Origin of the sequence: Pseudomonas jessenii, from assembly GCF_002236115.1 — a bacterium.
Classification (GTDB): domain Bacteria; phylum Pseudomonadota; class Gammaproteobacteria; order Pseudomonadales; family Pseudomonadaceae; genus Aquipseudomonas; species Aquipseudomonas jessenii.
Genome location: NZ_NIWT01000002.1, coordinates 338,467 through 364,389, shown reverse-complemented (window position 1 = coordinate 364,389; position 25,923 = coordinate 338,467). Strand labels below are relative to the sequence as shown.

Sequence of the window (25,923 nt, the reverse complement as noted above, 5' to 3'; positions counted from 1 at the left end):
GACTTTCCGTACTCCCTCACCCGCAACCGAACAGCGCGAGCGACGGCAACCGATGTGCCGGCGGGAAACAAGCATGGAGCTACAAGACCAGACCTTAGCGATTCATTCGCTGATCTCGCTTGCAGAGTAGCCTCAAGACAGAGCCCGTGCCAAGGCCTGGATGTGAATGCGACAGGTGTTGTTCAGATTGGAGTAATGCCGAGGATTTGAATGCTGTTCTGGAGTTTCAGGCTTTTGACCGTCGGATTGTCGGTGCGCCCCTCCAGATCATTGAGGTCGAGTTCGGCAGCAACTGGCAGGCGACGCGCGCGGATGAGTTTGGCGGCTTGCTCGTTGTTCGGGCATTCCGCGCTTTCGAACACTTCGTCAACTTGTTCGCCGTGATCATCTACGAAGGTGACTTTCCACTTTTGCATTGGTGCCTCCTCGATAAAACCCATGGATGGGCCTACCTCTATCTCGACCTTGTTAGCTGGCTAATTGTTCCGCCGGAGCAAACATATCGACGGATGTGAAAATCTCTCCCGACACCCATGCACAAACCATGTGGGAGCGAGCAGGCTCGCTCCCACAGGTTTTGTGTTTCAGCCAATCAGTCGTTACTTGGCTTGTTCACTGCCTGCAACACGTATTGCGGCAAGGCGAAGGCGCCGATGTGGATTTCAGGATTGTAGTAGCGGGTGATGATGCCGCTGCCCGCGAAGCGCTGTTGCAGGGTTTCGCGGGACAACTTGCGATAAGCGGTATTGCTGGCGCCCCAGGCGAAGGTCATCGAACCACCGATGTAGGTCGGTACGGCGGCCTGGTAGAAGTGCCAGTCCGGGAACAGGCTGCGCAGGCGACCGGCGGTGGTCTTCACTTCTTCGATCTGCATGAACGGCGTGCCGTTCTGGGTCACCAGGATGCCGCCTTCGTTCAGGCAGCGGTGGCAAGCCTGGTAGAAGTTTTCCGAGAACAGCACTTCACCCGGTCCGATCGGGTCGGTGGAGTCGGAAATGATCACGTCGAATTTTTCAGTGGTGGTGGCGACGAAACGCATGCCGTCGTCGATCACCAGGTTCAGGCGTGGATCATCGAATGCACCCTTGGAGTGATTCGGCAGGAATTCCTTGCACATGTCGACCACGGTGCCGTCGATCTCGACCATGGTGATGTGCTCGACGCTGCGGTGCTTGGCCACTTCACGCAACATGCCGCCGTCACCGCCGCCGATGATCAGCACGCGCTTGGCAGCACCGTGCGCCAGGATCGGCACGTGGGTGAGCATTTCGTGGTAGATGAATTCGTCGGCTTCGGTGGTCTGGATCACGCCGTCCAGCGCCATCACCCGGCCCATGCGCGGGTTCTCGAAGATCACCAGGTGCTGGTGCTCGGTGCGCACTTCGTGCAGCAGTTTTTCCATGCGAAAACGCTGGCCGTAGCCTTCGTAGAGGGTTTCCAGGTAGTCGCTGGCAGGGATGTTGCTCATGGGAAGTGCTCCGATGAATGCGGGTGGCAACGGACGGTTACCCGCCCATGATGGCCAATCGAGCGTCTCGATTGGCCGGGAAAGGCGCGCATTCTACGTCGCGCAACATGACAGGTCGAACCTCACTTGTTCGGCGTGCCCCAATCCTGTGGGAGCGGGCTTGCCCGCGATGGGATCACCGAGGTGTAACTGACAGACCGAGGTGCCTGCATCGCGGGCAAGCCACGCTCCCACAGGTTCAGTGTCGCCGCTCAGAGTTTGACGTTGCCCCGCGGCCCGGCAATGGCCCAGATGATCAGTCCCAGCACCGGCAACAGCGCGATCAGCAGTACCCAGAGGATTTTCATCCCGGTCCCGACACTACTTTTGAAGACGTTGATGATGGCCCAGATGTCCAGGACAAAAATGATCAAGGCAACCAGGCTGTTGAACGTAGAACCCATGGTGACGCTCCCAAAAAGTGATATGCCCCCTCAGGATAGACGGTCGTCGCGAGGATCCCTTTTTATTGACAGTGTCTGGATCAGACGTGGATCGCCACTTTCAGGGCTTCCAGGGATGGCGCGGCTGTAATGCCCACTTCGGTGCACAATTCCAGCACCCGTGGCACGTCATTGCCGTAGACCAGGACCACCTGCAACTCGTCATCGAGCAACTGGCTGAAGTTCATCAGCGTGTAGCCACCGTTTTCCTTGTTCATGCTGCTCATCTGCACCTGGATGCGGTTGAGCGCGGTCAGAGCTTCGGTCCTGGCCAGTTGCTTGGGCTTGAGATTGAACTCCACACCCGGGCCGAACGAGGCGACGATCTGCGCGAACAGGTCCATGTAAGTGTCAGCCTGGAAAAGCACCGTTTCCGGCAGGCTGCCGACCACCACCCACTCACCCAGCGGGATCGGGAAGGTTTCGTCGTAGTTGATGTCCGGATTGGCCGTCAGAAAAGCCTCGGGATCGGCGTAGGCCTGGGCCGCTTCGTCCGCGACCTTGAGGATTTCGTCTTCGCCCATGCACCCGGAGCTGATTTTGCTGATGAGTTCGACGAGTGCGGCTTTCATGGGGAGGATCCTGTTGCGAGGTGAATTTTGAGGGCGCGAAGGATAGCGCATTAATGAGGGAAATGCGGACCTGTGGCGAGGGGGCTTGCCCCCGTTGGGTCGCGAAGCGGCCCCAAAACATTCAATTGGGGTACATCAGAAAGACCGCATATGCTGATTCTACGACTGCTTCGCAGCCGAACGGGGGCAAGCCCCCTCGCCACAATTGGGATTAACAGCCTCAAGTCATTCGATATCAGCCAATCAGCTTCTCAAGCTGCGCAACGGTATCGGAAGCCCCCATGGTCCTGGCAGCCTCCAGCGCGGTGATGCCATTGGCGTCCTTGGCTTTCGGGTCGGCGCCCTTGCTGATCAGGTAATCGACCACTTCGACGCGGTTGAACATCGCCGCCATCATCAGCGCCGTGCGGCCATCGAAGGACGAGCCTTCAACCTGGGCGCCGCCATCGACCAAGGCCTTGATCACCACCAGGTCACCCTTGAAGGCGGCACCGGCAATCGGGCTCTGGCCGTTGTCGTTGCGGATCTCCGGGTCGGCCTTGTGCTCCAGCAGGACTTTTACCGTGTCCACATGCCCGTGATACGCGGCCAGCATCAGCAAGGTATCGCCCTTGTGGTTACGCAGGTTCGGCGGCAAACCCTTGGTCAGCAGCGCGGCCATCATCGCCGCATCGCCCTCCCGTGCCTTGTTGAATACCTGTTCGGTAAATTCGGCGGCTTCTTCGGGGGTCATCTGGCGGCTTTTGTCTGACATTGGGCACTCCCTTTTCTGTCATTCGTAAAAGCCGACAGTTTCCCGAGCGCCCCCGGCACTGTCACTTGTTTTTTCTCATGGGCCGCCATAGTCAGATTCAATAGCGGTACTTGCCGCCGTGAATGTCGGACAACAACTGCTCCGTGACCTGTACATAAGTCTGTGTCCCCGGCAACCAGGCATAGATCGGGTCATCGCCGGTTTTACCCGGGTCGAAGGCCTCGTCCTTGAGTCGGGTCTTCTGATATTTGAACGTCCCGGTGGTTTCCATTTTCACTTTCACCCGCAGGAACAACGGCACTGCATAGGCCGGCATCTGCTCGCGGGCGAAGGCCAGCAGCTCACTGAAGTCCAGAGTTGCCAAGGATTCGGCGGGAGTGATCGCCGCCATCCCGGCCCGGCCATTGGTGTTGCGGATTTCCACGCCATAGGCCACGGCTTCGGAAATAAGCGGGTGTTGCAGGAGGATGTTTTCGACCTCCGTGGTCGAAACGTTTTCGCCCTTCCAGCGGTAGGTGTCGCCCAGGCGGTCGACAAACTGTGCATGCCCAAAGCCGATGTTGCGCAACAGGTCGCCGGTGTTGAAGTAGCGGTCTCCCTTTTCGAACACATCCTGAAGCACGACCTTGGCGGTTTTCTGCGGATCGGTGTAACCGTCCAGGGGGGCCTTGTCGTCGATTTTTGCCAGCAACAACCCCTGCTCACCCTTGGCGACCTTGCGCATCAGGCCATTGGCCTGTCGAATCGGCGCGCCGCTGTCATGGTCGTACGCGACCAACTCCCAGGACATCAGGGAAAAGCCGATGGTGTTGTCGAAATTGAGAATGTTGGTGAAACCGATATTGCCGTCGCTGGCAGCGTACAGCTCGCAGATGTGATTCACCGCAAAGCGGGTCTTGAACTCGCTCCAGGCGCCGGGGCGCAAGCCGTTGCCGATCATTTTCTTCACATCGTGCCGGCTGTCCTCGGAGCTGGGCGGTTGATCGACCAGGTAGCGGCACAGTTCACCGACATAACCGATGGTGGTCGCCCGGTACTTGCGCGCATCGTTCCAGAACTGACTGGCGCTGAATTTGCGGCGGATGGCGAACCCGCTGGCCCCACTGACGGCCGAACCCCAGCACACGCAAAGGCCCGTGGCGTGGTACAGCGGCAAGGTGCAATAGACGACATCCTCGGGGCGCATGTCCAGGGCGATCATGCCGAAGCTCGCAGAGCTGCGCATCCAGCGACCGTGCTTGAACACGCCGGCCTTGGGCAGCCCCGTGGTGCCCGAGGTGTAGATATAAAAGCAGGGATCGTCGAAGAAAATCTGCTGGCTGCTGGCCGGGTTGTCGCTGGCGTCGTCGAGGCTGACGGTCATCAGGTTGATGAGACCTTCAGGTGCGATACCGGGTTGGCGAGAGGTGTCCTGATCGGCAACGAACCAGGTTCGCGCAGCCTTGATCGACACCCGCTCACGCACCGCCAGGTACGCCGGGACCAACTCCTCACCGACAATGATCGCCACCGGCGCCACCAGGTTCACACTGTGCACCAGGGTGTCGCGGGTTTGCGAGGTATTGAGCAGTGCACTGATCGCGCCGACCTTGGCCACCGCCAGAATCGTCACCAGCAGTTCCGGGCGGTTCTCGATGAAGACAGCCACCACATCACCCTTGCCGATGCCTTGGCCGATCAGGTGATGAGCGATGCGATTGGCCCATTGGTTGACCTCGGAGTAACTGAGCGTTACGTCGCCTTGCAACAGCGCCGGGCCATCCGGGTTGCGCAGCGTGGCTTGCTCGAAACTCCAGCCCAAACCACACGCCTGGGTCGGGTCCTTGACGTTGGCTGCCTTCATGCCCCTCACCACCCGGGGGATGGCCTTGGCGATGGAAGGCAGCTTGCGGAGCATCATGCTCCAGGTAATCGTGTCGTTCGACGTGCGACTCATGATGCTCCCGTTCGATCTTTTTATTGTCGGGCTGCGATGACTGAACCCGAAAATACGTCAACGGTTCTTGAGCTGTACACGCGGTTTTTGAAATGTTTTGTATCTGCGATCTTGATCTGCGATTGATACAGGGCCAATCGTGAACCCCCGCACACGCAATGGTTCCATCGAATCGCCGAGCGACCTCGCAAAATGCAGGATGCACGATGGCCGTTCATGCAGAATGCACGAAAGCAAAAATCACCACAGATACTAACTTGTTGTTTTATAAGATAATTTACAAACAGCCCAGACTGGCACAATCACTGCAACCCTCTCCGTATGCTTGTCATTCAAGAGCCAACGGAGCTGAAAGAAATGAACCTGATTCAGGAAAAATTTTCGTCCCTGTTCTCCAACTTCGAAGTCACCACCCATGCCCGGCCTGACGGTGGGATCCTGCTGACCCTGAGCGGCGGCGAAGGCAAGGTGTTCAAGCGCTCGATTTCCTATCAGCAATTGCACAATGGCGACCAACTGACGTGGGTCATCAGTGCGATTCGCCGCGACCTCGCCGAACAAGCCAGTGAACTGCCGCAGATTTCCATGCTGCAGAGCCAGCAACGGTTTGCCCTGCCGACCTATCACTCGCTGTAAACAGTTGTGGGAAAAACACTGTGGGAGCGAGCCTGCTCGCGATAGCGGAGTGTCAGTCAACATCAATGTTGGATGACATATCGCTATCGCGAGCAAGCTCGCTCCCACAGGTTTTGCGGCGTTTAGAAATTGGCGGGATTTATCCGCGCAAAGCTGTCCACGGTGACATGCCCCGCCAGTTCCCCACCCTCGCGGGCCAGCCCGCAAGTGGCCATCCCCGCCGTGCGCGCCGCGTCGAGTTCTTCGACGATGTCCGACAGAAACAGAATCTGCCCCGCCTCAAGGTTGATCGCCAGGGTGATGTTGGCGTAGGACTGCGCCTCGCGCTTGGGGCCCGAAGTGGTATCGAAATAGCCGCTGAACAGTGGCGTCAGATCCCCCGCCTCTGAGCAGCCGAAGATCAACCGCTGGGCCTGGATCGAACCGGACGAATAAACAAACAGTTGAAAGCCGTCCCGATGCCAGCGCTTGAGCGCTTCAACGGCGTCCGGGTACACGTGCCCCTTCAACTGCCCGGCCTGATAGCCCTGCTCCCAGACCATGCCCTGCAACGCTTTCAGCGGCGTGGCCTTGCGGTCTTCAGCGATCCAGCCCAACAGGATCTCGATGACCCGCTCGACGTCGGCGTCCGGTTCGTTGCTGTCGCGGCGCACGGCAGCCAGTTGCTCCGCCACATCGGCGCGTTCGGCATGCTGACGGACAAACGCCGGCAAGTGTTTGGCGGCATAGGGGAACAGCACGTCGAACACAAAACTCACCGCGCTGGTGGTGCCTTCGATGTCGGTGAGAATCGCTTTGATCGGCATCGACTCAGTCCTCCAGGCGCGGGAATTGGCTGGCGATGTCTTCGCCGGTGAAATTGGCCACCCAACCTTCCGGGTTGTTGAACAGACGGATCGCGACGAAGTGTGGATGTTCGCCCATGTCGAACCAGTGTTTGGTTCCGGCCGGTACCGAGATCAGATCGTTTTTCTCGCACAGCACCGCGTAGACGTAATCGTCGATGTGCAGGGTAAACAGGCCACGGCCGGCAACGAAAAATCGTACTTCATCTTCGCCGTGGCGATGTTCGTCGAGGAACTTGGCACGCAGTTCGGCTTTTTGCGGGTGATCGCTGTTGAGGCTGATCACGTCGACAGTGACGTAACCGCGCTCGGTCATCAGCTTGTCGATTTGCTCCTGGTAGGCGGCAATCACTTCGTCCTGAGTGGCGCCCGGCTGGATCTTCGCCGCGGCTTGCCAGCGATCGAAGCGTACGCCCTGCTCGGCCAGGGTCGAGGCTATGTCTTCGAAATGGGTCAGCACCTTGTTGGGGATTTCAGGGCTGGAGACGTGATAGACGGACAGGCTGCTCATCAGGGCAACTCCTTAACGGTTCATGCTTTAAAGAGCGAGCGCATCTTCAACTCGCACTCGAACAAAAATTCAAAGGCCTCGATCTGCCGCAGGGCATCGCTCATGCGCGCGCCCCAGGTGTACAGGCCATGGCCACGGATCAGGTAGCCGACGCAATCGGGATGGGCGTCGAGCCAAGGCTGCACCTTGGCGGCCAGTCGCGCAATGTCCTGGTCGTTGTCGAAAATCGGCACCCGCACTCGGGATTCGTGGGTCGTCACACCGCTGAAGGCCTTTTGCAGTTCGTAGTCTTCGAACTCGATGAAGTCTTGCGGCGTCAGGCGCGACAGCACGGTGGCGTTCACGGAATGAGTGTGCAACACGGCACCGATCTCCGGGCGCCAGCTGTAGAGCTGGGTGTGCAACAGGGTTTCGGCGGACGGTTTCTTGCCCGGTTCCAGGCTATTGCCGGACAGGTCGGTGGCCAACACGTCGTCCATGCCCAGTTGCCCCTTGTGCTTGCCGGACACGGTCAGCAAGGCTTCGCTCGGCGACAGGCGGGTCGAGTAATTACTGCTGGTAGCCGGCGACCAGCCGCGGCCATACAGAAAACGCCCGGCGTCGATGATTTCCTGGGCGAGTTGTTCACGGGTAAGGCTCATGGCCTGTCCTCTTGCATACGTGTGGCAATGATAACGGCAGCCGCGACGGCTGCGAGACTGGCAATACTAAATGTCCATGCCGCGCCGAGGGCATTCCAGCTGTAGCCGGAATACAACGCGCCCAACGCACCGCCGGTGCCGGCCAATGCGGCGTACAGCGCCTGGCCCTGGCCTTGCTGGCGCGCACCGAAGCTACGTTGCACGAATGAAATGGCAGCGGCGTGAAAGCTGCCGAACGTCGCCGCGTGCAGGATCTGGGCAAACAACAGTACCCAAAGAAACTCTGCCAGCGAACCCAGCAACAGCCAACGCAACGCCGCCAGCAGAAAGCTGGCCATCAGCACCCGGCGCAGTGAAAAGCGCGCGAAGATCCGGCTCATGGCCAGAAACATCAGGACTTCGGCGACCACGCCGACCGCCCAGAGCATGCCGATCACACCCCGGCTGTAACCCAGGCGCTCAAGGTGCAAGGTCAAGAACGTGTAATACGGTCCGTGGCTCATTTGCATCAGCGCCACGCAGCCGTAAAACGCCAAAACGCCGGGGTTGCGCAGTTGCTTGAGGAATCCCTCCCCCGCCACCCGGTTGCCCGGGGCCGGTTGGGCATTGGGCACCCACAGGCTGCTGAGCACGATGCCCACCATGATCAGCACCAGCGCCGCCGGATAGATGTCCAGGCTCAGCCATTCAAACAAACGGCCCAGCGCGACCACGGTGATGATGAAACCGATCGAGCCCCACAGGCGAATCTGGCTGTAGCGCGAGGTCTGGCTCTGCAAATGCGCCAGGGTGATGACTTCGAACTGTGGCAACACCGCGTGCCAGAAGAACGCATGCAAGGCCATGACCATCGCCAGCCAGGCGTAGGTCTTGCTGACGAAGATCAGCGAAAAGGTCAGCAGCGTGCACACCGCGCCGAAGCGCACGATGGCCAGTCGCCGACCGGTGTAGTCGCCCAGCCAGCCCCAGATGTTCGGCGCCACACAGCGCATCAGCATCGGGATCGCCACCAGCTCGCCGATCCGCGCTGCGCTGAACCCCAGGTGATCGAAGTACAGCGCCAGAAACGGCGCTGTCGAACCGAGCAAGGCGAAATAGAACAGATAGAAACTGGAAAGCCGCCAGTACGGGAGCGCCGCAGTCGCCATCAGACGGCTGCGACCATGATGTCAGCCATTTACAGCTGACCCAGCACCGGCGTGCTCACACGCACGTCGGCGTTTTGCCCACGATGGCGCAGCAGGTGATCCATCAGCACGATGGCCATCATCGCCTCGGCAATCGGCGTGGCGCGGATGCCCACGCACGGGTCGTGACGGCCCTTGGTGATCACTTCCACCGGATTGCCATGGATGTCGATGGAACGGCCCGGCGTTGTGATGCTCGACGTCGGCTTCAGCGCCAGGTGCGCAACGATGGGCTGACCGGAGGAAATACCGCCGAGAATGCCGCCCGCGTTGTTGCTGAGGAAACCTTCCGGGGTCATTTCATCGCGATGCTCGGTGCCACGCTGGGCGACGCTGGCAAAACCGGCGCCGATTTCCACGCCCTTGACCGCGTTGATGCTCATCAGCGCATGGGCCAGCTCCGCGTCGAGGCGGTCGAAGATCGGCTCGCCCAGGCCCGGCATCACGCCTTCGGCGACCACGGTGATTTTCGCACCGACCGAATCCTGGTCGCGACGCAACTGGTCCATATAGGCCTCCAGCTCAGGCACTTTGTCCGGGTCCGGGCTGAAGAAGGCGTTCTGCTCGACCGAATCCCAGGTCTTGAACGGGATTTCAATCGGCCCCAACTGGCTCATGTAGCCGCGAATGACGATGCCCTGGCTGGCCAGGTATTTTTTTGCAATCGCACCGGCCGCGACGCGCATCGCGGTTTCACGGGCCGAGCTGCGACCGCCGCCGCGATAATCGCGCTCGCCGTACTTGTGGTGGTAGGTGTAATCGGCGTGGGCCGGGCGGAACAGGTCCTTGATCGCCGAGTAGTCCTTGGACTTCTGGTCGGTGTTGCGGATCAACAGGCCGATGGCGCAACCGGTGGTGCGGCCTTCGAACACGCCGGAGAGGATTTCGACTTCGTCGGCTTCCTGGCGCTGGGTGGTGTGGCGGCTGGTGCCGGGCTTGCGGCGGTCCAGGTCACGCTGCAGATCCTCCAGGGAAATCTCCAGCCCCGGCGGGCAGCCATCGACAATGGCGACCAACGCCGGGCCATGGCTTTCGCCCGCGGTGGTGACAGTGAACAGCTTGCCGTAGGTATTGCCGGACATGCAGGACGCTCCGTGAAATGAACCTGAATACGTAATGCGCGCCAGTATACGCAGGCTACCCAAGTAGTTCATCCTCGAACCTTATGGGTGCCCGTGAGTCCAACCGGCATCTTCTTGATAATGGCGCGATGATGCTGCGAGTTCTAGCCTTGAGCCTTACCCTGATTTCCGGCTTCGCCCAGGCGACTGTCCTGCAACGACCGATCACATTGGATACGGGCACCGGCGAGCTTTTCGGCTCGTTGTTGCTGCCAAAATCCGACAATCGAGTGCCGGTTGTCCTGATCATTTCAGGCTCCGGCCCTACGGATCGTGACGGAAACAACGCCGACGGCGGGCGCAATGACAGCCTCAAGCGCCTGGCCTGGGTGCTGGCCAAACACAACATCGCCAGCGTGCGTTACGACAAGCGTGGCGTGGCCGCGAGCCTGGCGGCGACCCCGGATGAACGCAATCTGACGGTGGAAGCTTATGTGGCCGATGCCCAAGCCTGGGGCCGGAAACTCAAGACCGATCCGCGTTTTGGCCAGTTGATCGTGCTGGGTCACAGCGAAGGCGCCCTGATCGCCAGCCTCGCTGCGCCGGATATCGATGCCGACGCGGTGATATCTGTCTCCGGCAGCGCAAGACCGGTGGATCAGGTCATTCGCGAGCAACTGGGCAATCGCCTGCCTCAACCGCTGATGCTGCGCAGCAATGAATTGCTCGACAGCCTCAAGGCCGGGAAAACCGACGACAATGTGCCGCCACCCTTGCAGGTGATTTTCCGTCCGAGCGTGCAGCCTTACCTGATTTCCCTGTTCCGCCAGGACCCGGCCGCGGCATTTGCGAAGTTGAAGATGCCAGCACTGATCATTCAGGGCAGCAACGACATCCAGGTCGGCGTCAATGACGCAAGGCTGCTCAAGGCGGCCAAACCGGACGCCGAACTGGCGCTGATCGAGGGCATGAACCACGTCATGCGCATCGTGCCTAACGACGTCAAACGCCAACTGGCCTCCTATAAGGACCCGCAGCTGCCCCTGGCGGCGGAACTGGGCACGCGAATCCTCGGTTTTATTGACGGACTTCGCGCCAGTTAACCTCCAGTCTTGAAAAAAACGGCCGATAAGCCTTTGTCGCCAACACATTGGTTGGCGACAAGCTGAGCTTGGACAGGATCTCGCCGTTATGACTGACACCCAGACTTCACCCGACACCAGCGCTGAAAAAGACGCACCGCCAGCGGTCGAGCTGCCCTGGGCGGACGTCCACGTCGAGCACCACAAGATGCTCCGTCTGGCGCCGCTGCAGACTGACCGCAACACAGGCGGACGCCCATTGCGCTTTGTCGAGTTAGGCTATGCCGAACGCAATGACAAGACGCACAGCCTGATGCGCATGAGCATCACCCTGCCCGGCCAGCGCGTACGCAAGGAACAGAATCATCTGGACGTGTGGGTCGATCACGCTGAAAAACGCGTGCATTTCGGACCGGAAAGCGGACTGCAGATTGAACCGCTGAACCGTGGCATTGGTCGCTACTTGGCGGCCCAGGGCATCAATTGGGCGAAAAAGCGCTGGCCGACCTACACCGTCGACGGCTTTGACCTGAACAACAAGGATGCACTGAACGAAGACACCCGCCTGCGCCGCGATCATTTTTTACGCGTGCACGGTTTCGACGTGGTGTATGCCGATGCCCAGCATTTGAAAGGCAGTGTCAAGCCGGTCAAGGTCGGCGACCTCTCTGGCGACTGGAACAGCGAAAAACTGCAGGTCGTGGAAATCCTCGAGGCGGCGCAGATGCTCCAGCAAGCCGAACAGAACCTGGCCGAGCAGGAAGTCAAACTCAAGAAACACGAAGAAAAAGTCAGCAAGTACAAACGCGAAGACGCCGGGCTGCGATTCACCATCACCTGCCTGGTGGCGTTTGCGGTGTTTCAGGCGGGGTTGTTGATCTGGATTGCCACGCATCGTTGAAGGCTTGAGACCGCGGCGCATTCATTGTAGGAGCGAGCTTGCTCGCGATGGACGTTAACGATGACGCGTGTATTCTGAATAAACACGTCGCCCTTACGTCCATCGCGAGCGAGCTCGCTCCTACAAGGTCAGACGCGAGAAGCGAACAACGCCTGATGCTCACGACACTGCTGCGCGCTGAGCATGAACACACCATGGCCGCCACGCTCGAACTCCAGCCAGGCGAAGTCGACTTCCGGGTACAACGCCTCGACGTGCACCTGGCTGTTGCCCACTTCGACAATCAGCAAGCCCTTCTCGGTCAGATGATCCGCCGCCTCGGCAAGCATGCGCCGCACCAGGTTCAAACCATCATCACCGCAGGCCAGGCCCAGTTCCGGTTCGTGCTGGTATTCGTCCGGCATGTCGGCGAAATCTTCCGCATCGACGTAGGGCGGGTTCGACACGATCAGGTCGAAACGTTGACCCGGCAAGCCCTCGAAACCGTCGCCCTGCACCGTGTACACACGCTCATCGACACCATGGCGCTCGATGTTCTGATTGGCCACTTCCAGCGCTTCGAACGACAGGTCCGCCAACACCACCTCGGCATGCTGGAACTCGTAGGCGCAGGCGATGCCGATGCAACCGGAACCGGTGCACAGGTCGAGAATCCGCGCCGGCTCGGTAGCCAGCCACGGAGTAAAACGGTTTTCGATCAACTCGCCGATGGGGGAGCGCGGGATCAGCACACGCTCATCGACGATGAACGACATGCCACAGAACCAGGCCTCGCCCAGCAGATACGCGGTAGGCACCCGATCTTCGATGCGGCGCTTGAGCAAAAGCTGCAGGTGAACCACTTCGTCTTCTTCCAGGTTGCAGTCGAGGTAGCTGTCGGATATTTCCCACGGCAGGTGCAACGCGCCCAACACCAATTGCCGGGCTTCGTCCCAGGCGTTGTCAGTGCCATGGCCGAAAAAAAGATCCTCCCCATGGAAGCGGCTGACGGCCCAACGGATATGGTCACGCAGGGTACGAAGGCGGGAAGTGATCACGACGGCAAACTCCAGAAAAATCGACGGGGGATTCTACCAGTCAAACGACTTCACGACGACGCGGGAAACTACCGATTCAAATGTAGGAGTTATCCATTTTTTCGCTAGGCTATTGAACAAAACGTGACTATTGACAAGGCTACAGGCCAGCAACGACGGCACCTACGATCGTAGCGATTCACAGAACCGCTCAGCCAGAGGACAATGGCGCAAAAGCCCCACTCCAAGGAGCCCCAGAATGTCTGTTCCAAAAACGATGTTTCAACTCAGCGGCCGCGGTTATGCAGCGGCCAATCTGAGCCATGCCACCCTGGTCATCATCGATGCCCAGAAAGAATACCTCAGTGGCCCACTGGCCCTGAGCGGCATGGATGAAGCTGTCGCGAACATCAAGCAACTGCTCGCCGCTGCCCGCGCCGCCGGCCGGCCGATCGTGCATGTCCGCCACCTCGGTACCCTCGGCGGGCTGTTCAACCCACAGGGCGTAGGTGGAGAGTTCATTCCGGGCCTGGAGCCGCAGAGCGATGAAACCGTCATCGGCAAATTGTTGCCAAGCGCTTTTCACGGCACCGAACTGGCACAACGCCTGGAAGACCTCGGCGCCCTTGACCTGATCGTCTGCGGTTTCATGAGCCACTCCAGCGTCAGCACCACGGTACGTGCCGCCAAGAACCTGGGCTTCCGCTGCACCCTGGTGGAAGACGCCTGCGCCACCCGCGACCTGCCTTACAAGGGCGGCGTGCTCAGTGCCGCACACGTCCATCAGACGGAAATGGCGATCATGGGCGACAACTTCGCCACCCTCGCGCTGACCCGTGAACTGATCTGATCGACGCTCAATGAGCGGCCTGGAACGCCGCTCATCCGCAAAAGCCTCCCATTTGCCGTAATTGTCTTAGCCTCAGGAACATCCCGGTCAACTCCCGGTCGAAGGGCCGATACCCATTGAGGAAGGTCGGAATGAAGTTATCCGATGGTTTTGACGCTCGCCGCTTGCGGCCCAAAGGCCAAAGCAACTGGCGTTTTCGAATCGGCGCGACGTTCGCGGCGTTGCTGGCGATGTGCGGCGTGTTGCTGGCCATGGCCGGTGCCGCCAGCCTGCTCGGCCACGCACCCGCCCTGGGTGAATTGAACACAAGCCGCACCGGTGCTGCCGTGATCCTGGCCATCGGCCTGTTCGTGCTGTACCTCGGTGTCTGGCTATGGCGCCGTTGCCGTCGTCGCTCGCGGCAGTCGCGGGAGCTGGCCATGTCCCCGCACCTGATGAAAAAACACGACTGAGCCTGGCATCGCGCGCGTTTTTGTCGCGCCCGATTCGCTTCGAGTTGGGTAAACTGGCCGCCCTTCGCGGAGGCTGACATGCAAGACGACGATTTTTCCCTGTTCAAAAGCGCGATCCAAGGCGTCAAGCCGATCAAGCACGATCGCGCCGAAACCGGCAAACCCAAGGCTGACCGCGCGCAGATTGCCAAGCTGCGTCAAGCGGCCACCGTGCGCACCGAATCCACCACCGTCGACGGGCTGTCCGATCAGTTCGTCATCGACGTCGGCCCTGAAGACGAGCTGATGTGGGCCCGCGATGGCGTGCAGGAAAGCCAGATGCGCAAGCTCAAGGTCGGGCAGATTCCTTTCGAAGGCAGCCTCGACCTGCACGGCATGAGCGTGGAAAAGGCCAGGGAAACCCTCTGGGCATTTTTGGCTGAAGCCACCAAATTCGAAATCCGCTGCGTGCGCGTCACCCATGGCAAGGCTGTTCGCCTGGACGGCAAGCGGCCGATGATCAAAAGCCACGTCAACACCTGGCTGCGCCAGCATCCACAGGTACTCGGCTTCACCTCGTGCCAGGCGAAACATGGTGGTGCTGGCGCGGTTTATGTGATGCTCAAACGCACCATGATGGAAGGTCGTGACGAGTAAAGCTGACGCGTCACGCTTGCAGCGTCGTGTCCGTCACCGTACCCTTGCCCTTTGCGTAAAATCCCACAGGTAGTTTCATGTCCCTGGAACAGAATTACACGGCGATCCTCGGCCAGCTCGGCGAGGACGTTTCCCGCGAAGGCCTGCTCGACACGCCAAAACGTGCCGCCAAAGCCATGCAGTACCTCTGCCGCGGCTATGAACAGACACTGGAAGAGGTCACCAACGGTGCCCTGTTCAGCTCCGACAACAGCGAAATGGTGCTGGTCAAGGACATCGAGTTGTACTCGTTGTGCGAACACCACTTGCTGCCGTTCATCGGCAAGGCTCACGTCGCCTACATCCCGAGCGGCAAGGTCCTGGGCCTGTCGAAAGTCGCGCGGATCGTCGACATGTACGCCCGCCGCCTGCAGATCCAGGAAAACCTCAGCCGCCAGATCGCTGATGCGGTCCAGCAGGTTACCGGCGCCCTGGGCGTTGCGGTGGTGATCGAGGCCAAGCACATGTGCATGATGATGCGCGGTGTGGAAAAGCAGAATTCGACGATGATCACCTCGGTGATGCTCGGTGAGTTCCGCGAGAACGCCGCCACCCGCAGCGAATTCCTCAGCCTCATCAAGTAATTTGCGGCACGAAGAAAACCGGCGTTCATCGCCGGTTTTTTTTCGCCCGCAAAAAATCAGGTAAGCTGCGCGCCCTTATTCGTTTGCACCGTGAGGCTTTCAACGTGTTCGTAAAAGCGCTTCGTGTCGGCCTTGGCCAACTGATCATCTTCATCGACTTCATCACCCGCCCAGGCAAGAAGCAGCGCCCGGCGGAAGTTCAGGCACAGGTCAATTCGGCTGCCAAGGGCCTGACGCTGTATCAATTCCACGCCTGCCCGTTCTGCGTGAAGACTCGCCGTACCCTGCGCCGCCTGAATGTGCCGGTGGCCCTTCGCGACGCGAAGAACAACGAACAGGATCGCCAGACCTTGCTGGAGCAAGGCGGCAAGATCAAGGTGCCGTGCCTGCGCATTGAAGAGAATGGCCAGACCACCTGGATGTATGAGTCCAAGATGATCATTGATTATCTGGACAAGCGTTTTGCGGCAGCCTGAAAAATTTGGGCGGGGCTGATGCCCCCATCGCGAGCAAGCTCGCTCCCACAGTGGACTTGTCTGTGGGAGCGAGCTTGCTCGCGATGAGGTCGGCACAGGCACCATAAATTTCAGACAAAAATAAACCGGCCCATTGGCCGGTTTATTTGTTTCTAGGCTGCTTTTGCGGCCTGGGCAGCACGCACCACCGCCGCCAACCGCTTGAGCCCCTCATCCAGCCGCGCCGGATCAATGTGGCTGAAGTTCAATCGCAGATACCCCGGATGGTTGTCCGGCTCGGGGAAGAACGGCTCCCCCGGCATGAACGCCACGTCGTTGGCCAGCGCGGCATTCAGCAAGGTGCGGGTGTCTTGCGGCTGCTTGAGTTTCAACCAGAAGAACAGCCCGCCCTGCGGCACGTTCCAGTCCGCCAGATCGGAGAAGTGCGTTTCCAGCGCAGCCTGAAACGCATCCCGACGCCCCCGATAAAAATCGCGCAACTCACTACGGTGTTGCTGATATTTCTCGGTGCCGATCCATTGCAGCGCCTGCCACTGGCCGACCCGATTGGTGTGCAAATCCGCCGATTGCTTGAGTTTCAACAGATGTGGATACAGGTCCGGGCTGGCGATCAAGTAGCCGACACGCAAACCCGGCAACAGGGTTTTCGACACGGTCCCGGTATAGATCCAGCTGGCCTTCTTCAAGCGACTGACAATCGGCGTGGCGCTGCCACCGTCGAAGGTCAGCTCGCGATAAGGCTCGTCCTCAATCAGCGTCACGCCAAACTCATCGAGCAATGCCGCCACCGCGTTGCGTTTGGCTTCGCTGTAACGCACTGCCGATGGATTCTGGAAGGTCGGGATCAGGTAGATGAAAGCCGGGCGGTGTTGTTCCAGGCGAGCACGTAGCGCCGTCAAGTTCGGTCCGTCAGCCTCCAGCGGCACGGTCAGGCATTCGGCGCCGAACAGCTGGAAAATCTGCAATGCCGCCAGATAAGTCGGCGCTTCGAGCAGGATTTCGGTGCCCTTGTCGATATACAGCTTGGCGGCCAGGTCGAGGGTCTGCTGTGAGCCGCTGACCACCAGTACCTGGCTTGCCTCACATGGCACTCCCAACGCTCGCGCCTCGGCGGCCAGCGCTTCGCGCAACGCCGGTTCGCCCTCGCTCATGCCGTATTGGCCCATGGAAACCGGCATCTCGGTCCACTCGACCTTCGGCAACATGGTTTCGGCCGGCAAGCCGCCGGCAAACGACATCACCTGCGGACGTTGGGCCGCAGCGAGGATTTCACGGATCAAAGAACTTTTAAGGCGTGAGACACGTTCGGAAAAAGCCATGGGGATCACCGGTAGCGAGGCATGTGAAAAATGAGTCAAACTTGTTGACCGAAATTACGCTTCCCCGAACGGATACGTCAATATGCTTGACCTTAAAAACCCGCTTTCCCAGCAGCAAGCCATGGAAGCGTTTTTCTTCGGCTACCAGGCCTTCACCGCCAAGGCCGATGAAATGCTCGAACGTCGCGGCCTGAGTCGGGTGCATCAGCGCATCGTGTTTTTCATCGCCCGCTATCCGAACCTCAGCGTCAAGGAGTTGCTGGCCTTGCTCGGGGTGAGCAAGCAGGCGTTGAACATGCCGTTGCGTCAGTTGGTCGAGATGCATCTGGTGGACAGCGTCGCGTCCGAGTCGGACAAGCGTAAGCGGTTGCTGGAACTGACCGATGACGGCGCTCGTTTCGAACAGTCGTTGCGCCGTGAGCAGGTGAAATTGCTGGAGCGGGTGTTTGCCGAGGCTGGGGAGACGGCGGTGAATGGCTGGCTGGCGGTGAATCTGGCGCTTGGGGAGAATCAACAAAAAACCTGAGCCCGAAAGTCCTTCGCGAGCAGGCTCGCTCCTACAGGGGTATGCGATCAACTGTGGGAGCGAGCTTGCCCGCGATGGCATCGGAACAGGCGATATATCCCTATTGCCAAACTTTTCGTCTACAAAATCAAAAACATTATTTGCATTCTTTGTATACAAAAGCATAATCCACTTCGTGCGAGTTCCTGACCAAGAGGTCAACAAATTCGCAAGTACCTCAAAGGGCCGCTGCCACCCCTCTCGGATCCGGCCCTGGAAATAACAATAAAACTCTTGAGGAGTACTCGCTGTGGAAAGCCGCAAATCCGAAGCATCGACGCTGGAAATCTCGCCGCCATTACGCAATGGCTTGCTGGAACGTCTGTTCAAACTCAGCTTGCACGGCACCACGGTGAAGACCGAGCTGATTGCCGGTCTGACAACCTTCATCACCATGGCTTACATCATTTTCGTCAACCCCAACATCATGGCCGACGCCGGGATCGATCACGGTGCGGCGTTCGTCGCCACCTGTATCGCCGCGGCACTCGGTTGCCTGTTGATGGGCCTGTACGCCAACTGGCCGGTCGGCCTGGCACCAGGCATGGGGCTGAACGCCTTCTTCACCTACACCGTGGTTGGCACCATGGGCTACAACTGGGAAACCGCCCTCGGCGCGGTGTTTGTGTCCGGTGTGTTGTTCATGATCCTGACCTTCTCGCGGATCCGCGAATGGCTGCTCAACAGCATCCCGGTCAGCCTGCGCTTCGCCATGGGCGCCGGCGTGGGTCTGTTCCTGGGGCTGATCGGCCTGAAAACCGCAGGTATCGTCGTCGATAGCCCGGCGACCCTGATCAAGCTCGGCTCCCTGCGCGAACCCGGTCCGCTGCTTGCCGCCGTGTGCTTCCTGATGATCGCCATCCTCAGCTATCACAAGGTGTTCGGCGCGATCCTCATCAGCATCATCACCGTGACCCTCGCCGGTTGGGGCCTTGGGCTGGTGCACTACGAGGGCATCATGTCCGCCCCACCGAGCCTGGCTCCGACCTGGATGGCCATGAACGTTGTGGGTGTATTCAACATCAGCATGGTCAGCGTGGTCCTGGCCTTCCTCTTCGTGCACATGTTCGACACCGCAGGCACCCTGATGGGCGTTGCCCAGCGTGCCAACCTGGTGGGCGCTGATGGCAGGATCGAAAACCTCTCCCGCGCCATGAAAGCCGACAGTGCTTCCAGCGTATTCGGTGCGGTAGTCGGCGTTCCTCCGGTCACCAGCTATGTGGAAAGTGCTGCCGGTGTTGCAGCGGGTGGTCGGACTGGTCTTACCGCAGTGACCGTAGGTGTGCTATTTATTGCAGCCATGTTCTTCGCACCGCTGGCCGGGATGATTCCTGCCTATGCAACCGCGGGCGCGCTGATTTATGTAGCGATGCTGATGATGGGCGGCATGGCCCACATCGAATGGGACGAAGCCACCGACAGCATTCCGGCGATTGTCACCGCCATCATGATGCCGCTGACTTTCTCGGTCGCCGACGGCATCGCACTGGGCTTCATCACCTACGTGGCGATGAAGGCCGGTACCGGCAAGTACAAGGAAATTTCGGTGAGCCTGTGGGTGCTCTGCGCGATCTTCATCGCCAAGTTCATCTTCTTGTAAGCCACACGCGGTACACGCTTGAAAACAGCCTCACCCCGTCGGGTGGGGCTTTTGTGCAAATGGAGGAAAGTGATGAGTCTGGAAACCTGGCTGCTGTTCAGCGGCGCTGCGCTGATAGTGATCCTGATCCCGGGGCCGCTGTCGTTGCTGATGATCAGCAACAGTCTGAATTACGGCCTGCGCCGCTCTTACCCGGCCTTTCTCGGCGGCGTGTCGGCATCGATCTGTCTGCTGAGTGCTTCGGCGCTGGGTCTGGGGGCGTTGTTGCTGGCGTCGGAACAGCTGTTCAGTGCCCTGAAGATTCTTGGCGCCCTTTACCTGTTCTACCTCGCCTGGCAGAGCTGGCAGCAATCGCGCCTGCCTTCCCATGGCGCTGAAGTGCCACAGGCCGCGCCGGTGCCACGCTTTCGCGCACTGTTCGGGCGTGCGTTCATGCTGGGCGCAAGCAACCCGAAAGACATCCTGTTCTTCGCCGCTTTCCTGCCGCAGTTCTTGAGTGCCGAACAGCCGTTCCTCCCACAACTGCTGGTGATGATCGTGACCTGGACCGTGCTCGACCTGTTGTGCAAATTGGCCTACGGCCTCGGCGCCCATGGTGCGGCACGGTATCTGCGCAGCGGCAAGGGACAGAGCTGGTTCAATCGGGTGAGTGCGGGGTTGTTCAGTGGTGCGGGGGCTGCATCGTTGTTGAGCCGATAACAGTTGTAGGAGCGAGCTTGCTCGCGATGGACGTTAACGATGACGCGGGCCATCTGAATGCCCGCGTTGTCTGGGCCTCCATCGCGAGCAATCGAGCGTCGACCGGCTGCTCCTACAGAAGACGAAAAAAAGCCCGCAGTGTGAGCGGGCGAAAGACCAAAGAAGCTATATGCGCAGTCGCTTCCAGGTTGCAGCAGCTGCCTGGGGGATCAGCTGCCGCGATAGGTGGAGTAGCTGTAAGGCGAAATCAACAACGGCACATGGTAGTGATCCTGCTCGGCGGAGATGCCAAAACGCAGCACCACCACATCAAGGAATGCAGGCTCCGGCAGCTGAACGCCACGGGCGCGGTAGTAATCGCCGGCATGAAACTGAACCTGATAGACCCCGGTGCGGTAGTCATCGCCTTGCAGCAGCGGTGCATCGACACGGCCATCGCTGTTGGTTATCGCGCTGGCGACCAATTCCAGGTGCGATCCTTCAACGCGGTACAACTCGACCTTGATCGAGCTGCCCGGGCAACCGTGTGCTGCGTCCAAAACGTGTGTAGTCAAACGTCCCATTGATTCTGCGCGCCTGCCTGCGTGGAGCAGTCAGACTTCGCGCCTCCCGAAGTCAGTTGAAAAGGAGACCGCACCGATTCGGAGCACGAAAAGCTGCGGCGAGCGACTGATTAAGACACTTTTCAAAAAAATTGTACACAATAAAAACGACATTTTTCGTATGACGTCCGCCATCTGCATATTTACCGCCGATTTCCCGCTAAACCGCACCATCTATGAACCCTTCAATCAATAATTGACCAGTCAGGCAGATTTCTTGCAGGCTCACGCCAATAGCAGTAAAAGATGACAGTCGGTGAAAAATGCGAAAAATCAGGCTTACAAAGTGAATATAAAGTTGTATACAATCAGCCCATCGCTGTGACGCAAGCCCGCCATCCCATTTTCAGCTGCGTCACACCAACCGTCATCATCGAATAAGAAGGAAGCCTGCAGTGAGCGCTGACTACCCACGCGACCTGGTCGGTTACGGCAGTAACCCTCCTCACCCCCACTGGCCGGGCAATGCCCGTATTGCCCTGTCGTTCGTACTCAATTACGAAGAAGGCGGCGAGCGCAACATCCTGCACGGCGACAAAGAATCCGAAGCGTTCCTCTCGGAGATGGTTTCAGCCCAGCCGCTGCAAGGCGCGCGCAACATGAGCATGGAATCCCTCTACGAATATGGCAGCCGTGCCGGCGTGTGGCGGATCCTGAAGCTGTTCAAGGAATTCGACATTCCACTGACCATCTTCGCCGTGGCCATGGCCGCCCAGCGTCACCCGGACGTGATCCGCGCCATGGTCGATGCCGGCCACGAGATCTGCAGCCATGGCTATCGCTGGATCGACTACCAGTACATGGACGAAGCCCAGGAACGCGAGCACATGCTCGAAGCGATCCGCATCCTTACCGAAATCACAGGCACTCGCCCGCTGGGCTGGTACACCGGCCGCACGGGTCCAAACACCCGTCGCCTGGTGATGGAAGAAGGTGGTTTCCTCTACGACTGCGACACCTACGACGACGACCTGCCCTACTGGGAACCGAACAACCCGACCGGCAAGCCGCACCTGGTGATCCCGTACACCCTGGACACCAACGACATGCGCTTCACCCAGGTCCAGGGTTTCAACAAGGGCGACGACTTCTTCGAATACCTGAAAGATGCGTTCGACGTGCTCTACGCCGAAGGCGCCGAGGCTCCGAAGATGCTGTCGATCGGCCTGCACTGCCGCTTGATCGGCCGTCCGGCGCGTCTAGCTTCGCTCAAGCGCTTTATCGAATACGCTAAAAGTCATGAACAGGTGTGGTTCAGCCGTCGCGTCGACATCGCGCGTCACTGGCAAGAAACCCACCCGTACACAGGGGCTGCCAAATGAGCACCTTTCAAACCGTCAAACCTTCGGCCCTGAGCCGCGACGCCTTCGTCGCCGCTTTCGCCGACATCTACGAACATTCGCCATGGGTGGCCGAGAAGGCCTACGACCTGGGCCAGGATGCCTCGATCGATGAGATCGAAACCCTGCACCAGCGCATGAGCGACATCCTGTTGAGCGCCGATCACACCAGTCAGCTGGCATTGATCAACGCTCACCCGGACCTGGCCGGCAAAGCCGCCGTCCAGGGCCAACTTACCGAAGCCAGCACCAATGAACAGGCTGGCGCCGGTATTCACCAATGCACGGCCGAAGAGTTTTCTCGCTTCACCGAGCTGAACGACGCCTACAAAGCCAAGTTCAAGTTTCCCTTCATCATGGCGGTAAAAGGCAGCAACCGGCATCAGATCCTCGCAGCGTTCGAAACGCGCATCCACAACCCGGTCGACACCGAGTTCAAGTGCGCGCTGGCGGAGATCAACAAGATCGCCCTGTTCCGATTACTGACCCTATAGCAAGCCTGGCCCCAGCGGATTCAAGAACGCCGAAACCGCCCGGGGGCCTGGCAAGTATCCCAAGCCACTTATTTAAAGGCAGACAAGAAGAATGAAAGCTTACGCCGTACCTTTCGAGAAGTTCGTCAACCTGGCCGATGCCCGCCTGGGCACCAAAATCATCTCGGTCACCGATGACTGGTTCGCAGACGCCAACCGTCTGTTCCAACCGACCCCGGCCGTATGGAAGGAGGGCGTGTTCGATGACAACGGCAAGTGGATGGACGGCTGGGAATCGCGCCGCAAGCGCTTCGAAGGCTTCGACAGCGCAGTGATCCGCCTGGGCGTACCGGGTTCGATCAAGGGCGTCGACATCGACACTTCATTCTTCACCGGCAACTTCCCGCCATCGGCGTCCCTGGAAGCCTGCTTCCTGACCGAAGGCGAGCCGAACGAAAACACCCAGTGGGTTGAAGTGCTGTCGGCCGTCGAGCTGCAAGGCAACAGCCACCACTACCACGAAATCAACAACGACCAGGCCTTCAGCCACCTGCGCTTCAACATCTACCCGGATGGCGGCGTGGCCCGTCTGCGCGTGTACGGCGTGCCGTTCCGTGACTGGTCGGCTACCGGCGACAACGAGCAAGTCGACCTGGCTGCGGCCCTTAACGGTGGTCGCGCCCTCGCCTGCTCCGATGAACACTTCGGTCGCATGAGCAACATCCTCAACCCGGGCCGTGGCATCAACATGGGCGATGGCTGGGAAACCGCGCGTCGTCGTACTCCGGGCAATGACTGGGTCATCGTCGCGCTGGGTCATGCCGGCGAAGTCGAGAAAGTCATCGTCGACACCCTGCACTTCAAGGGCAACTACCCGGACAGCTGCTCGATCCAGGGCGCGTTCGTGAAGGGCGGTACCGACAGCCAGATCGAAACCCAGTCGCTGTTCTGGCGCGAACTGCTGCCAAGCCAGAAGCTGGAAATGCACGCCGAGCACACCTTCGCCGAGCAGATCAAGGCACTGGGCCCGATCACCCACATCCGCCTGAACGTGTTCCCGGATGGTGGTGTGAGCCGCCTGCGTGTACTGGGCAAGGTCGCTAAATAAGCGGTGGGACCAATCGCGAGCAAGCTCGCTCCCACAGGTTTTGTGAACGCCACAGTCCACTGTGGGAGCGAGCTTGCTCGCGATGGCGATAGAACTAACAACACAGAATTCGGATAAGAACAGCATGCGCACACTGACGATTGAACCGCTGACCAAAGAAGCCTTCGCCCCTTTCGGTGACGTGATCGAAACCGACGGCAGCGATCACTTCATGATCAACAACGGTTCGACCATGCGCTTCCATAAACTGGCTGTGGTCGAAACCGCCACGCCAGAGGACAACGCGATCATCAGCATCTTCCGCGCCGATGCGCAGGACATGCCGCTGACCGTCAGCATGCTGGAGCGCCATCCGCTGGGCAGCCAGGCTTTCATTCCGCTGCTCGGCAACCCCTTTCTGATCGTGGTCGCGCCACTTGGCGATGAACCTGTATCAGGCTTGGTCCGCGCCTTCGTCACCAACGGCAGGCAGGGCATTAATTACCATCGCGGCGTCTGGCACCACCCGGTGCTGACGATCGAAAAGCGGGATGACTTCCTGGTGGTTGATCGCAGTGGCACAGGCAATAACTGCGATGAGCATTTTTTCAAAGAGGATGAGCGTTTGATCCTCGCCCCCCACCAATAAGAGAAGGTCTGATCACTCGACAACAGAGTGACAGGCGAGAGGTAAAGACTGTGGAAGCACATCTGTTGGAATGGCTGAACCTGAGCGTGCGCTGGGTTCACATGATTACTGGCGTGGCCTGGATCGGTGCGTCGTTCTACTTCGTCTGGCTGGAAAACAACCTCAATCGGGTCAATCCGAAAAGCGGTCTGGCCGGTGATTTGTGGGCGATCCACGGCGGCGGTATCTATCACCTGGAAAAATACAAACTGGCTCCACCGACCATGCCGGACAACCTGCACTGGTTCAAATGGGAAGCCTACTTCACCTGGATGTCGGGTATCGCGCTGCTGTGCGTGGTGTTCTACTCCAACCCGACGCTCTACCTGCTGGCTCCGGGCAGCACCCTGAGCGGTCCTGAAGGCGTGGCCATCGGCCTCGGCTCGCTGTTCATCGGTTGGTTCATCTACTCCTTCCTGTGCGACTCGGCCCTGGGCAAACGCCCTGCCCTGTTGGGTTTCATCCTGTTCGTCCTGATCATCGGCGCTGCCTACGGCTTCAGCAAAGTGTTCAGCGGTCGGGGTGCGTACCTGCACGTCGGCGCGATCATCGGCACCATCATGGTCGGCAACGTGTTCCGCATCATCATGCCGGCACAGCGCGCACTGGTTGCGGCGATTGCCGAGAACCGCACGCCGGATCCGGCGCTGCCGGCCAAAGGCCTGTTGCGTTCGCGTCACAACAACTACTTCACCTTGCCGGTGCTGTTCATCATGATCAGCAACCACTTCCCGAGCACCTACGGCAGCCAGTACAACTGGTTGATCCTGGCCGGGATCGCGGTACTGGCGGTGTTGGTGCGTCACTACTTCAACACCCGTCACGACAGCCACAAGTTTGCCTGGACCCTGCCAGTGGCAGCGGTGGGCATGATCTGCCTGGCTTATGTGTCCGGTCCGAAGCCGATGTCCAGCGCCCCAGAAGTGGCCAACGCTCCAGCGAAAATCGAATACCAGCCGCTGCCGGAAACCGCAGTGGGCGGTGGTTTGAAACCTGCTGAAGCCAAACCTGCACAAGCACCTGCTGCCGCTCCGGCTCAGGCATCCAATGCCGGCCCGGGTTTCGACAAGGTGCACAGCGTGATTCAGGAACGTTGCACGGTTTGCCACTCGGCCAAACCAACCAGCCCGTTGTTCAGCGCGGCCCCGGCCGGGGTGATGCTGGACACTCCCGAGCAAATCCGCCAGAACGCACCGCGGATTCAGGCGCAAGCCGTCACCAGCCAGATCATGCCACTGGGCAACATCACGCAGATGACTCAGCAGGAACGTGACCTGATCGGTGCCTGGATTGTGCAGGGAGCCCAGACCAATTAATCGCTAAAGCATCGCGGGCAAGCTCGCTCCCACAGGTTTTGCATGGCCTGTGTGGGAGCTGGCTTGCCTGCGATTGGCCGCAACGCGGTCCACCAGATTCGAATA

The 25,923-nt window shown here is 59.5% G+C and carries 30 protein-coding genes; 16 read left to right on the top strand and 14 right to left on the bottom strand.

All coding sequences use genetic code 11. The features are described 5' to 3' along the window. Positions 1–182 precede the first annotated feature (182 nt). The 6 genes from PSJE_RS06330 to PSJE_RS06305 form a co-directional block, all read right to left on the bottom strand. Positions 183–416 carry a hypothetical protein gene (locus PSJE_RS06330; RefSeq protein WP_057715738.1) on the bottom strand — a complete coding sequence of 78 codons (234 nt, stop codon included), beginning with the start codon at positions 414–416 and terminating at the stop codon, positions 183–185. A gap of 176 nt (positions 417–592) precedes the next feature. Then, positions 593–1,468, bottom strand: a complete 876-nt coding sequence (speE, locus tag PSJE_RS06325) for a polyamine aminopropyltransferase (RefSeq protein WP_090453999.1) — start codon at positions 1,466–1,468, stop codon at positions 593–595. Between the two features lie 251 nt (positions 1,469–1,719). Further along, on the bottom strand, positions 1,720–1,911 hold the full coding sequence (locus PSJE_RS06320) for a PLDc N-terminal domain-containing protein (protein ID WP_090453997.1): 192 nt from the start codon (positions 1,909–1,911) through the stop codon (positions 1,720–1,722). Positions 1,912–1,991: 80 nt separating this feature from the next. After that, positions 1,992–2,522 (bottom strand): hypothetical protein, encoded by a 531-nt coding sequence (locus PSJE_RS06315; protein WP_090453995.1) that lies wholly within the window; start codon positions 2,520–2,522, stop codon positions 1,992–1,994. A gap of 235 nt (positions 2,523–2,757) precedes the next feature. Then, positions 2,758–3,276, bottom strand: coding sequence for an ankyrin repeat domain-containing protein (locus PSJE_RS06310; protein WP_090453994.1), 519 nt, complete (start codon positions 3,274–3,276; stop codon positions 2,758–2,760). A 97-nt stretch (positions 3,277–3,373) separates the two neighbouring features. Then, a complete protein-coding gene (locus PSJE_RS06305; RefSeq protein WP_090453992.1) occupies positions 3,374–5,212 on the bottom strand; it encodes a long-chain-acyl-CoA synthetase in 1,839 nt (612 codons plus the stop codon). 357 nt (positions 5,213–5,569) lie between these two features. Here PSJE_RS06305 and PSJE_RS06300 point away from each other — a divergent pair, with 357 nt between their 5' ends. Next, a complete protein-coding gene (locus PSJE_RS06300) occupies positions 5,570–5,848 on the top strand; it encodes a DUF3509 domain-containing protein (protein WP_057715744.1) in 279 nt (92 codons plus the stop codon). 122 nt (positions 5,849–5,970) lie between these two features. Here PSJE_RS06300 and mtnC read toward each other — a convergent pair whose 3' ends face one another. Genes mtnC through aroC form a run of 5 tightly spaced genes read right to left on the bottom strand, consistent with a single transcriptional unit; the run spans position 5,971 to position 10,114 of the window. Beyond that, entirely contained in the window at positions 5,971–6,654 is a 684-nt protein-coding gene (gene mtnC / locus PSJE_RS06295; RefSeq protein WP_090453991.1) for an acireductone synthase, read from the bottom strand. Between the two features lie 4 nt (positions 6,655–6,658). Continuing rightward, a complete protein-coding gene (locus PSJE_RS06290; protein WP_057715746.1) occupies positions 6,659–7,204 on the bottom strand; it encodes a 1,2-dihydroxy-3-keto-5-methylthiopentene dioxygenase in 546 nt (181 codons plus the stop codon). 20 nt (positions 7,205–7,224) lie between these two features. Next, positions 7,225–7,845 (bottom strand): methylthioribulose 1-phosphate dehydratase, encoded by a 621-nt coding sequence (locus PSJE_RS06285; protein ID WP_057715747.1) that lies wholly within the window; start codon positions 7,843–7,845, stop codon positions 7,225–7,227. After that, complete coding sequence (locus PSJE_RS06280) at positions 7,842–8,993, bottom strand: MFS transporter (RefSeq protein ID WP_090453989.1); 1,152 nt, start codon at positions 8,991–8,993, stop codon at positions 7,842–7,844. The genes PSJE_RS06285 and PSJE_RS06280 overlap by 4 nt, the downstream gene beginning before the upstream one ends. 29 nt (positions 8,994–9,022) lie before the next feature. Continuing rightward, positions 9,023–10,114, bottom strand: a complete 1,092-nt coding sequence (aroC, locus tag PSJE_RS06275) for a chorismate synthase (protein ID WP_057715749.1) — start codon at positions 10,112–10,114, stop codon at positions 9,023–9,025. Positions 10,115–10,197: 83 nt separating this feature from the next. On the opposite strand from aroC, the gene PSJE_RS06270 reads away from it, so the two are divergent. Next, positions 10,198–11,196, top strand: a complete 999-nt coding sequence (locus tag PSJE_RS06270; protein WP_090453986.1) for an alpha/beta hydrolase — start codon at positions 10,198–10,200, stop codon at positions 11,194–11,196. An 88-nt stretch (positions 11,197–11,284) separates the two neighbouring features. Further along, complete coding sequence (locus PSJE_RS06265) at positions 11,285–12,076, top strand: hypothetical protein (RefSeq protein WP_090453984.1); 792 nt, start codon at positions 11,285–11,287, stop codon at positions 12,074–12,076. A 128-nt stretch (positions 12,077–12,204) separates the two neighbouring features. Here the strand turns inward: PSJE_RS06265 and prmB are convergent, their stop codons facing one another. Then, positions 12,205–13,113 (bottom strand): 50S ribosomal protein L3 N(5)-glutamine methyltransferase, encoded by a 909-nt coding sequence (gene prmB, locus PSJE_RS06260; RefSeq protein ID WP_057715752.1) that lies wholly within the window; start codon positions 13,111–13,113, stop codon positions 12,205–12,207. Positions 13,114–13,351: 238 nt separating this feature from the next. Here prmB and PSJE_RS06255 point away from each other — a divergent pair, with 238 nt between their 5' ends. The 5 genes from PSJE_RS06255 (at position 13,352) to PSJE_RS06235 (ending at position 16,129) form a co-directional block, all read left to right on the top strand. Continuing rightward, positions 13,352–13,942: a cysteine hydrolase family protein gene (locus PSJE_RS06255; RefSeq protein ID WP_056721821.1), complete on the top strand. Its 591-nt coding sequence runs from the start codon at positions 13,352–13,354 to the stop codon at positions 13,940–13,942. Positions 13,943–14,073: 131 nt separating this feature from the next. After that, positions 14,074–14,394: a hypothetical protein gene (locus tag PSJE_RS06250; RefSeq protein ID WP_008048404.1), complete on the top strand. Its 321-nt coding sequence runs from the start codon at positions 14,074–14,076 to the stop codon at positions 14,392–14,394. 78 nt (positions 14,395–14,472) lie between these two features. Beyond that, on the top strand, positions 14,473–15,030 hold the full coding sequence (locus tag PSJE_RS06245; protein WP_057715753.1) for a Smr/MutS family protein: 558 nt from the start codon (positions 14,473–14,475) through the stop codon (positions 15,028–15,030). 77 nt (positions 15,031–15,107) lie between these two features. Next, the gene (folE, locus tag PSJE_RS06240; protein ID WP_007988130.1) at positions 15,108–15,653 is read left to right on the top strand and encodes a GTP cyclohydrolase I FolE; all 546 of its coding nucleotides are present in this window, start codon (positions 15,108–15,110) and stop codon (positions 15,651–15,653) included. Positions 15,654–15,757: 104 nt separating this feature from the next. Next, entirely contained in the window at positions 15,758–16,129 is a 372-nt protein-coding gene (locus PSJE_RS06235) for a glutathione S-transferase N-terminal domain-containing protein (protein WP_090457786.1), read from the top strand. A 152-nt stretch (positions 16,130–16,281) separates the two neighbouring features. On the opposite strand, the gene PSJE_RS06230 is transcribed toward PSJE_RS06235, so the two are convergent. Then, positions 16,282–17,448 carry an aminotransferase-like domain-containing protein gene (locus PSJE_RS06230; protein WP_090453982.1) on the bottom strand — a complete coding sequence of 389 codons (1,167 nt, stop codon included), beginning with the start codon at positions 17,446–17,448 and terminating at the stop codon, positions 16,282–16,284. Between the two features lie 82 nt (positions 17,449–17,530). Here PSJE_RS06230 and PSJE_RS06225 point away from each other — a divergent pair, with 82 nt between their 5' ends. The 3 genes from PSJE_RS06225 to PSJE_RS06215 all read left to right on the top strand — a co-directional run bounded on the left by PSJE_RS06225 (position 17,531) and on the right by PSJE_RS06215 (position 20,312). Then, positions 17,531–17,974, top strand: coding sequence for a MarR family winged helix-turn-helix transcriptional regulator (locus tag PSJE_RS06225; RefSeq protein ID WP_057715755.1), 444 nt, complete (start codon positions 17,531–17,533; stop codon positions 17,972–17,974). Positions 17,975–18,263: 289 nt separating this feature from the next. Beyond that, positions 18,264–19,613, top strand: a complete 1,350-nt coding sequence (locus tag PSJE_RS06220) for an NCS2 family permease (protein ID WP_090453980.1) — start codon at positions 18,264–18,266, stop codon at positions 19,611–19,613. A gap of 72 nt (positions 19,614–19,685) precedes the next feature. Next, entirely contained in the window at positions 19,686–20,312 is a 627-nt protein-coding gene (locus tag PSJE_RS06215; protein WP_090453978.1) for a LysE family translocator, read from the top strand. Between the two features lie 209 nt (positions 20,313–20,521). On the opposite strand, the gene uraH is transcribed toward PSJE_RS06215, so the two are convergent. Continuing rightward, on the bottom strand, positions 20,522–20,875 hold the full coding sequence (gene uraH, locus PSJE_RS06210) for a hydroxyisourate hydrolase (protein ID WP_003223171.1): 354 nt from the start codon (positions 20,873–20,875) through the stop codon (positions 20,522–20,524). A 434-nt stretch (positions 20,876–21,309) separates the two neighbouring features. Here uraH and puuE point away from each other — a divergent pair, with 434 nt between their 5' ends. The 5 genes from puuE to PSJE_RS06180 all read left to right on the top strand — a co-directional run bounded on the left by puuE (position 21,310) and on the right by PSJE_RS06180 (position 25,818). Further along, complete coding sequence (gene puuE / locus PSJE_RS06200; protein ID WP_057715758.1) at positions 21,310–22,236, top strand: allantoinase PuuE; 927 nt, start codon at positions 21,310–21,312, stop codon at positions 22,234–22,236. Further along, on the top strand, positions 22,233–22,748 hold the full coding sequence (gene uraD, locus PSJE_RS06195) for a 2-oxo-4-hydroxy-4-carboxy-5-ureidoimidazoline decarboxylase (RefSeq protein ID WP_057715759.1): 516 nt from the start codon (positions 22,233–22,235) through the stop codon (positions 22,746–22,748). The genes puuE and uraD overlap by 4 nt, the downstream gene beginning before the upstream one ends. A 91-nt stretch (positions 22,749–22,839) precedes the next feature. Continuing rightward, on the top strand, positions 22,840–23,835 hold the full coding sequence (alc, locus tag PSJE_RS06190; RefSeq protein ID WP_057715760.1) for an allantoicase: 996 nt from the start codon (positions 22,840–22,842) through the stop codon (positions 23,833–23,835). A 124-nt stretch (positions 23,836–23,959) separates the two neighbouring features. Continuing rightward, a complete protein-coding gene (locus PSJE_RS06185) occupies positions 23,960–24,463 on the top strand; it encodes an ureidoglycolate lyase (RefSeq protein ID WP_085723223.1) in 504 nt (167 codons plus the stop codon). 50 nt (positions 24,464–24,513) lie between these two features. Continuing rightward, positions 24,514–25,818, top strand: coding sequence for a urate hydroxylase PuuD (locus tag PSJE_RS06180; protein WP_057715761.1), 1,305 nt, complete (start codon positions 24,514–24,516; stop codon positions 25,816–25,818). The last annotated feature ends 105 nt before the right edge of the window (positions 25,819–25,923 follow it).

Bases quoted from the DNA above. Each gene is read 5' to 3' on its own strand.
- PSJE_RS06330 (WP_057715738.1), bottom strand. From the start codon at position 416: ATGCAAAAGTGGAAAGTCACCTTCGTAGATGATCACGGCGAACAAGTT.
- speE (WP_090453999.1), bottom strand. From the start codon at position 1,468: ATGAGCAACATCCCTGCCAGCGACTACCTGGAAACCCTCTACGAAGGC.
- PSJE_RS06215 (WP_090453978.1), top strand. From the start codon at position 19,686: ATGAGTCTGGAAACCTGGCTGCTGTTCAGCGGCGCTGCGCTGATAGTG.
- PSJE_RS06320 (WP_090453997.1), bottom strand. From the start codon at position 1,911: ATGGGTTCTACGTTCAACAGCCTGGTTGCCTTGATCATTTTTGTCCTG.
- PSJE_RS06315 (WP_090453995.1), bottom strand. From the start codon at position 2,522: ATGAAAGCCGCACTCGTCGAACTCATCAGCAAAATCAGCTCCGGGTGC.
- PSJE_RS06230 (WP_090453982.1), bottom strand. From the start codon at position 17,448: ATGGCTTTTTCCGAACGTGTCTCACGCCTTAAAAGTTCTTTGATCCGT.
- PSJE_RS06285 (WP_057715747.1), bottom strand. From the start codon at position 7,845: ATGAGCCTTACCCGTGAACAACTCGCCCAGGAAATCATCGACGCCGGG.
- alc (WP_057715760.1), top strand. From the start codon at position 22,840: ATGAAAGCTTACGCCGTACCTTTCGAGAAGTTCGTCAACCTGGCCGAT.
- PSJE_RS06255 (WP_056721821.1), top strand. From the start codon at position 13,352: ATGTCTGTTCCAAAAACGATGTTTCAACTCAGCGGCCGCGGTTATGCA.
- PSJE_RS06265 (WP_090453984.1), top strand. From the start codon at position 11,285: ATGACTGACACCCAGACTTCACCCGACACCAGCGCTGAAAAAGACGCA.
- PSJE_RS06280 (WP_090453989.1), bottom strand. From the start codon at position 8,993: ATGGCGACTGCGGCGCTCCCGTACTGGCGGCTTTCCAGTTTCTATCTG.
- folE (WP_007988130.1), top strand. From the start codon at position 15,108: ATGTCCCTGGAACAGAATTACACGGCGATCCTCGGCCAGCTCGGCGAG.
- mtnC (WP_090453991.1), bottom strand. From the start codon at position 6,654: ATGCCGATCAAAGCGATTCTCACCGACATCGAAGGCACCACCAGCGCG.
- PSJE_RS06225 (WP_057715755.1), top strand. From the start codon at position 17,531: ATGCTTGACCTTAAAAACCCGCTTTCCCAGCAGCAAGCCATGGAAGCG.
- PSJE_RS06250 (WP_008048404.1), top strand. From the start codon at position 14,074: ATGAAGTTATCCGATGGTTTTGACGCTCGCCGCTTGCGGCCCAAAGGC.
- PSJE_RS06290 (WP_057715746.1), bottom strand. From the start codon at position 7,204: ATGAGCAGCCTGTCCGTCTATCACGTCTCCAGCCCTGAAATCCCCAAC.
- PSJE_RS06270 (WP_090453986.1), top strand. From the start codon at position 10,198: ATGGGTGCCCGTGAGTCCAACCGGCATCTTCTTGATAATGGCGCGATG.
- uraH (WP_003223171.1), bottom strand. From the start codon at position 20,875: ATGGGACGTTTGACTACACACGTTTTGGACGCAGCACACGGTTGCCCG.
- PSJE_RS06310 (WP_090453994.1), bottom strand. From the start codon at position 3,276: ATGTCAGACAAAAGCCGCCAGATGACCCCCGAAGAAGCCGCCGAATTT.
- aroC (WP_057715749.1), bottom strand. From the start codon at position 10,114: ATGTCCGGCAATACCTACGGCAAGCTGTTCACTGTCACCACCGCGGGC.
- PSJE_RS06300 (WP_057715744.1), top strand. From the start codon at position 5,570: ATGAACCTGATTCAGGAAAAATTTTCGTCCCTGTTCTCCAACTTCGAA.
- PSJE_RS06185 (WP_085723223.1), top strand. From the start codon at position 23,960: ATGCGCACACTGACGATTGAACCGCTGACCAAAGAAGCCTTCGCCCCT.
- uraD (WP_057715759.1), top strand. From the start codon at position 22,233: ATGAGCACCTTTCAAACCGTCAAACCTTCGGCCCTGAGCCGCGACGCC.
- PSJE_RS06245 (WP_057715753.1), top strand. From the start codon at position 14,473: ATGCAAGACGACGATTTTTCCCTGTTCAAAAGCGCGATCCAAGGCGTC.
- PSJE_RS06305 (WP_090453992.1), bottom strand. From the start codon at position 5,212: ATGAGTCGCACGTCGAACGACACGATTACCTGGAGCATGATGCTCCGC.